9 protein-coding genes are annotated in these 6,006 nt (G+C 42.7%); 4 read left to right on the plus strand and 5 right to left on the minus strand.

Annotation, left to right across the window (positions count from 1 at the left end; all coding sequences use genetic code 11):
* Positions 1 to 6 precede the first annotated feature (6 nt).
* Entirely contained in the window at positions 7 to 624 is a 618-nt protein-coding gene (locus VL121_RS21275; RefSeq protein WP_325408632.1) for a diheme cytochrome c-553, read from the minus strand.
* A gap of 186 nt (positions 625 to 810) precedes the next feature.
* Entirely contained in the window at positions 811 to 972 is a 162-nt protein-coding gene (locus VL121_RS21280) for a hypothetical protein (RefSeq protein WP_325408633.1), read from the minus strand.
* A 96-nt stretch (positions 973 to 1,068) separates the two neighbouring features.
* Between VL121_RS21280 and VL121_RS21285 the strand changes: the two genes are divergently transcribed.
* The 3 genes from VL121_RS21285 (at position 1,069) to VL121_RS21295 (ending at position 2,102) form a co-directional block, all read left to right on the plus strand.
* Positions 1,069 to 1,218 (plus strand): hypothetical protein, encoded by a 150-nt coding sequence (locus tag VL121_RS21285; RefSeq protein ID WP_325408634.1) that lies wholly within the window; start codon positions 1,069 to 1,071, stop codon positions 1,216 to 1,218.
* A 52-nt stretch (positions 1,219 to 1,270) separates the two neighbouring features.
* Complete coding sequence (locus VL121_RS21290; protein ID WP_325408635.1) at positions 1,271 to 1,678, plus strand: VOC family protein; 408 nt, start codon at positions 1,271 to 1,273, stop codon at positions 1,676 to 1,678.
* A 160-nt stretch (positions 1,679 to 1,838) separates the two neighbouring features.
* Positions 1,839 to 2,102 carry a dihydrofolate reductase family protein gene (locus VL121_RS21295; protein ID WP_325408636.1) on the plus strand — a complete coding sequence of 88 codons (264 nt, stop codon included), beginning with the start codon at positions 1,839 to 1,841 and terminating at the stop codon, positions 2,100 to 2,102.
* Here VL121_RS21295 and VL121_RS21300 read toward each other — a convergent pair.
* Positions 2,091 to 3,074, minus strand: a complete 984-nt coding sequence (locus VL121_RS21300; protein WP_325408637.1) for a GlxA family transcriptional regulator — start codon at positions 3,072 to 3,074, stop codon at positions 2,091 to 2,093. The two genes, VL121_RS21295 and VL121_RS21300, sit on opposite strands and share 12 nt — an antisense overlap.
* A 193-nt stretch (positions 3,075 to 3,267) precedes the next feature.
* Here VL121_RS21300 and VL121_RS21305 point away from each other — a divergent pair, with 193 nt between their 5' ends.
* Entirely contained in the window at positions 3,268 to 3,543 is a 276-nt protein-coding gene (locus VL121_RS21305; RefSeq protein WP_325408638.1) for a hypothetical protein, read from the plus strand.
* 39 nt (positions 3,544 to 3,582) lie between these two features.
* On the opposite strand, the gene VL121_RS21310 is transcribed toward VL121_RS21305, so the two are convergent.
* Entirely contained in the window at positions 3,583 to 4,887 is a 1,305-nt protein-coding gene (locus VL121_RS21310) for an OmpA family protein (protein ID WP_325408639.1), read from the minus strand.
* Between the two features lie 94 nt (positions 4,888 to 4,981).
* Positions 4,982 to 5,788 (minus strand): helix-turn-helix domain-containing protein, encoded by an 807-nt coding sequence (locus VL121_RS21315; RefSeq protein WP_325408640.1) that lies wholly within the window; start codon positions 5,786 to 5,788, stop codon positions 4,982 to 4,984.
* Positions 5,789 to 6,006 lie beyond the last annotated feature (218 nt).

A 6,006-nucleotide genomic window follows, 5' to 3' on the forward strand; every position in this document is an offset into this window, starting at 1 on the left:
TATTGTTTAATGAACTGCGGCTATTGGTGGAAGGGGTGCGGGAACAATATTGTGTATGGGTTTTGTAGCTTTCAAAAAAGCAAAAACAGCTTTCAGTTCACCATCGGTCATTTCTTTAGTTGCATTCCATGGCATTGGCGGCAATAAGGATCTGGAGCCGGGTAATCCTTTCAGTTTTCCATATCTTAAAGCGTAAATGAACTGTTCTTCTTTCCAATTGCCAATACCCGTAGAATCGGAAGTGAGGTTAGCCGTATATGAAACGCCCCAGGGACCTGCCCATACCGTTAAATCGTTGGTTACTATAAGTCCTTTCATTTCCATTTCTTTACGATTAACATCCGGATGAGGAGGTGATTGGGCCGGATGACCGGATAGTAACAAAGCGCTGTCAAAGTCGGGGCCGTGATCTGTCATTTTTTTGGGCGTGTGACAATCATTACAGCCGCCAATGGTAACAAGATGCTGACCCCATTCTTCCTGGCTTGCATAGCCGCCAAAATTTGTTGCCTGGGGAGGCGCTGCCTCAACGGTTTGAGGCTCACGCTTGTTTTCACTGCATTGCGTAAAAACAAGTATGCATGAAATGCATACAAAACAAAAAACTATTGAATAGTTTTTCATAATAGTTGAGTTTATAGTGTATAAAAAAAACCTTAGAAATATAGAAATTTATTTTAACATCTAATAGCTTTTGGAAAAATAAAATGCTGCCAGGCAGCGCCAGCAACAGCAAGCCAGGTAAATAGTCTGTCGCAGCCAGCCCCCTCAATTGCCGTATTTACACCCTAACAAAATCCTTTAATGGTATTAGGTTTGTTGTTCTATACTGAATTTTAAACCCATGCCGGCAGGTGCATTTTGAACAATAGCGAACAGCACCCCGAATGGAGCGCCGCAACAGGCGATGCCACGAAGAGAGAACGCCGGAATAAAAAAATTCAGGCACATTAAATGGAATGCGCAGATCATTTTATAAAACAAAAATAAATATGGAAACAAAAACAGTTAGCCACCGCATGTTTTCTATTGTTGTGCTGTATGATATGCAAACAACGTTTTTTGCGCATGTCATTGGAGGTATTGCTGATGAAAGCGGATAATGAAAAATTAGACGCATCCTTTGAAATGATGCCGGGCATGAAGATGACACATTGTGATCTCATTGCCTTCTGTACTTACCGCAAAGCCAATTGTATCGGGCAGATTGCGCTATGACGGAGACTTTTAGGTTACCCGGCAATGAAAATATAATTAAAACAAACCCACCATGTCAACAAAAATATTCGTGAACCTGCCTGTTAAAGACCTCAGCCGGTCTAAAGATTTTTTTACACAACTGGGGTTCAGCTTTAATACGCATTTTACCAACGACCGGGGGGCATGCATGATCGTGAGTGAAGACATATTTGTAATGTTGCTGGTAGAGCGTTTCTTTAAAACATTTACGAATAAACAGGTTGCCGATGCCAGCAAAACTACGGAAACCATACTGGCCTTATCTGCCGGCAGCCGTGAAGAAGTAGATGAACTGGTGAGCAAAGCGCTAAAAGCCGGCGCAACGGTTCCTCATAAAAAGCAGGACCAGGGCTGGATGTACGGACACGGTTTCCAGGACCTGGACGGGCACCTGTGGGAAACCATTTATATGGACCCCAATGCCATAAAACAGAACTAACATTTAAACGGCCACCGTACCGGAGCTGTATGCTGTATGCCGGAATAATACCGGGCTGATTCATAGTAACAATCAAGGCGTTAGCGGTCATTCCAGGACGACCGGAATAAAACAGACAGACGAGTAAAAAACGAAATATGAGGAAATATGAGAAAGCTAATTGCTGCAATCAGGTAAAGACATTTTCGTTGGCAGTTCGGGTTTGATTGTAGCTTTGACAAAACTTAATTTGATAAACGAATATCAACTTTGTATTCATCCTGTTATTGCAGGAAGTAGTTTGCCATTATTTAAAAACATTAACAACAGAACTATTCTTAAACTCATAAATACAACAACTTTCAGTGGAGGTGCTGTAATTCTTTACTATGAACCGGCAAATGAAAAAACAACGAGCCGCCAACAAAGTGACCTATGCCGTTAATATCTCTTTACTGTATTTATTTTTATACTCAACAGGCGACAGTCCGGTAACCTTCCGGAATGTTGTTCTGAATGCTTTCACATCGTTGTAACCCACTTCATACATCACTTCATTAATATTCTTACGCCCGGCTTCCAGGTCTTTTTTAGCCGCTTCAATTTTTACTCTTTGTATATACTCCGTAACGGTATTGCTGGTAGCTTTTTTAAACCGGCGCTCCAGGCTTCTGCGGCCAAGGGCGAACATGGAGGCTAACTGGTCTACGGTTATTTTTTCTTCAAAATTTTGTTCAATGAACTCCTGCGCTTTTTTTACCGGCTCGTCCTGGTGCGCTTTTTGTCCCTGGAAAATAATAAAAGGCGACTGGCTGAAGCGGTCTATATCAATCATAAACGCTTTGGCAACGAGTATAGCCACATCGCGTCCGGCATATCTTTCTATCAGGTATACCAGCAGGTTTAAAAAAGAATAAGCGCCGCCACTGGTATAAATGCCATCGGCTTCGGTCATAATTTTATCATCTACCAGGTGTACATCAGGAAACATGTTCCGGAATTGATTGGCCAATTGCCAGTGTGTTGCGCATTGCTTCCCCTTTAACAAACCGGTAGCGGCAAGAAAAAAGGAGCCTATACAAAAGCTGGCAAGTTGCGCCCCCCCGCTGTGTTGCTGTATAATCCAGGGGATAAAGGCTTTGTTGAGCTCTATCGCCTTTTCCAGGTCGCCGTGCATGGCGGGTATAATGATAAGGTCTGTTTTGGTTACTTCCCCAATCAAACAATCGGGGCATATCGTGTACAGTCCGTTACGCTGGGTAGTTTCCTTAGAAAGACCTACCAGCCTGATGGTAAACAGGGGTTCCCTGCCCATAGCAGCAAGAAAGCCGTTCGCTTCGGAAAGTACCTGGTGTGTACCGTCAATGTTAGGCAGGCTGCTATGCCCTAACGGAACCAGTATGGATATGTGTTTCATATCCTAAAAATAAAACATTCTTTTGTCGTAATCAACCCCTTAAATTGCCGTATCTGCCCCCGCTATAGTTTATTGATGGAATGTAGGTTTGTACTGCCATCATAAAAGATTAAAAGATACGGTAAGGCGTAAACCTGCAATGGCATAGTTACCACGCCGGTTCAGTTTAATGTTAATCAATCCTGCATAACAAATGATAGAAGTGTTTAAAACCAATGTTTACAACCGGCATGATGCCGGTATACTGATTGAACGCATACAACAATCATTTCTCCATTACCAGGCCAATTTTGACCTGCAGGATGGCGACTGTATCCTTCGTGTGAAATGCACTTCAGACCTAATACAGCCTGCACTCATCATTGCGCTTTTAAAAGATTACGGGTTTGATGCGGAGGTGCTCCCGGACGAAGTTCCCTTTACCGCACGCAGGAACGCTGCTGCAAATGCCAATATACGCAGCCTCTGACTCCGGCACGGCAATATTACGATTGGGTAAGCAGGATAACTATTGCTTCACAAATTCTACGCGGCGGTTTTTACCCTTGTTCTCGGCAGAACTGTTGTTAGCTATCGGTTTTAACGGGCCATATCCTTTGGTGCTTAACCGAACTCCATCTATACCCATGCCAACCATTTGTTTTTTTACGGCATCTGCGCGTTCCTGTGAGAGTATATTGTTCCGTTCTGCCGTTCCATCGCTGTCGGTGTGCCCACCTATTTCAAATTTGAGGCCGGTATTTTCTTTCATCATCTTCACAAATTCGTTGATGGTACCCATAGATTCGGGTTTCAGGATTGCTTTATTCACATCAAACTGAATACCGTAAGCAATGAATTTCCCTTCCGTAATAACTTTATTATACGAATCAGCGCCACCTGCGGCTATACGGAAATTCCTGAACAAAACCGGATTTTCACTATTGCTTACTTCAATCTCCACCATATTTGCTCTGCCCGGTTCAACCTGGTTAAGCACAGCAAGCCGGTGCTGGTCTACATACAGCTTGCCGATATTTTTGTTGACATAGATGGCAACATGCCGCCAGTTGTTCTGGGCAGGGTTTACGGCTGCCTCCGGAAAATTTCGAAACCCTCCCACAGAAGATCCGTTTTCCCTGTACACTTCAAAACCATAACCAGGCTGACCCTCATCTCCTGAAATGGCACTAAGCGATACCCTGATGGGAGCAGTTGCCGAACCTTTGCCTGCTTCTTCCTTTTCGCGGAAATAAAGGGTGATTTGAGCACCGTCTGTATTGCTGATCCCGTTTGACAGCACATCAAACTCTAAGGTAAACTGTTCGGGCAGGTAAACATTCTCTTTCATATAGGGCATCATATAGGGTTCTCCCCCGGCAGGCGCAACCAATACTTTTTCGCCCTTATAGGTTTGTATTTCCGCATTGCCGGAGTTGAGCAGCATGCGGCCGGGTATTTCAGCATCGGTTTCACCGGCCATATCGTAAAAATAAATGAGCTTGTCGCCCGGAACAAAATCATAATTGGAATATAATATTAAAGATCCTGTGTCGGATTTTGCACTAATGGCAACAGTCGCGTTTTCACCATCGTCCCCGCTGTTGTCGCCGGTCTTCTTTTTAATATGCTTTTCGTCTTTTTTCTTACCCTTCACACCTTCCGTAGCGTTATCTATTGTTTTTTCTGTAGCGTCAGCAGCCTTGTCCAACACCTTATTTTCCGCGGTTTCTGCTGCTCTCTTTTTGATTTTATTCAAAATTTGCGCTTTGGCATCCTGGCTGATGAAGAGCGCAAAAGTAATTAAGGATAGTAAGCAGGAATATTTTTTCATTGTATTTCACCGGGTTTATAATGATTGTATTACCTGTAGTTCCGCGCCAAGATAAACAGGAATAAAACCCTTTGATTGGAAAAAAGTCTCAATTTTATATTTTGCCGGCAGGCTTACCCGAAAACATTTTTACAATATTCAGATTGCGATTAAAAAAATAGCCCGGAGTTTCGCCAACCATGGCTTTAAAATCATTTATAAAATGGGATTGATCAAAATAGTTGCCGTCAAAAATCAATTCCTGATAATCCACGGCATTTTCATCCCTTATTTTTGTCCACAGGTAATTTAACCGCACCACGCGTGCCAGTGTTTTAGGGCTTACTCCCGTACGCTTAATGAATTTCCGGAGTAAAGTGCTTTTGCTAGCAAAACATTCCTGCATAATTTCTTTCAGGGGATATGTAATGCTCTTTTCCAGTATCTTATCGTAAAGCATATCTATAGCATCAGGTCTGTAAGGCGTTTGCTGCACTGAATTTATAAAGCCGGAAAAGTAAGCCATTCGCTTATTCGTGGTATTAAGATTTGCCATTGCTTTCCAAGCCGGGAAAAAGATATGCTGAGGGAGATTGATGCTTCGTTTTGAAACGGGAGACATATCCAATTTAAATAGCTGTGAGAAAACAGTTGCTTTGCAGCTTACCGCCAATGTGTCCATATTGCCCCTGAATTGTAGCGTGATAGCCCTGGGAATAATAGGCGCTACGAAAAAGGGCTCTAATTTCAGGGAAGTTTCACCTGAAATCAAAGGACAGTCTCTGAAATGAAAAATGATGGAAATATCAGGACGGGGAATAAACTTATCTGCCAGGGAAGAACCTGTAAACCGGTATGCTTCAAAGTTCCGGATAAGCCATTCATTGTTTTTATCATTACCAAAAAGTTCAATATCCAGCATACAGTATAACTTTCCCGGGTATTAAGGAATAGAATAATTAATAATTTCACAACGTTGCTATACGAAGCGTTGCTGTACGAAGTAATTATGTAAGAAAAGCATAGTGCAGTTGTTGCGGTCATGCAGCACCAAAAATGCTGCGCCGCCAATCCTGCCTGCGAAAGGCAGGTTAGTTTTATAGTGCGATAACAATAAGTTTCGCAATTTGTAACAACTAA

It is taken from the genome of Agriterribacter sp., assembly GCF_035497235.1.
GTDB lineage: Bacteria > Bacteroidota > Bacteroidia > Chitinophagales > Chitinophagaceae > Agriterribacter.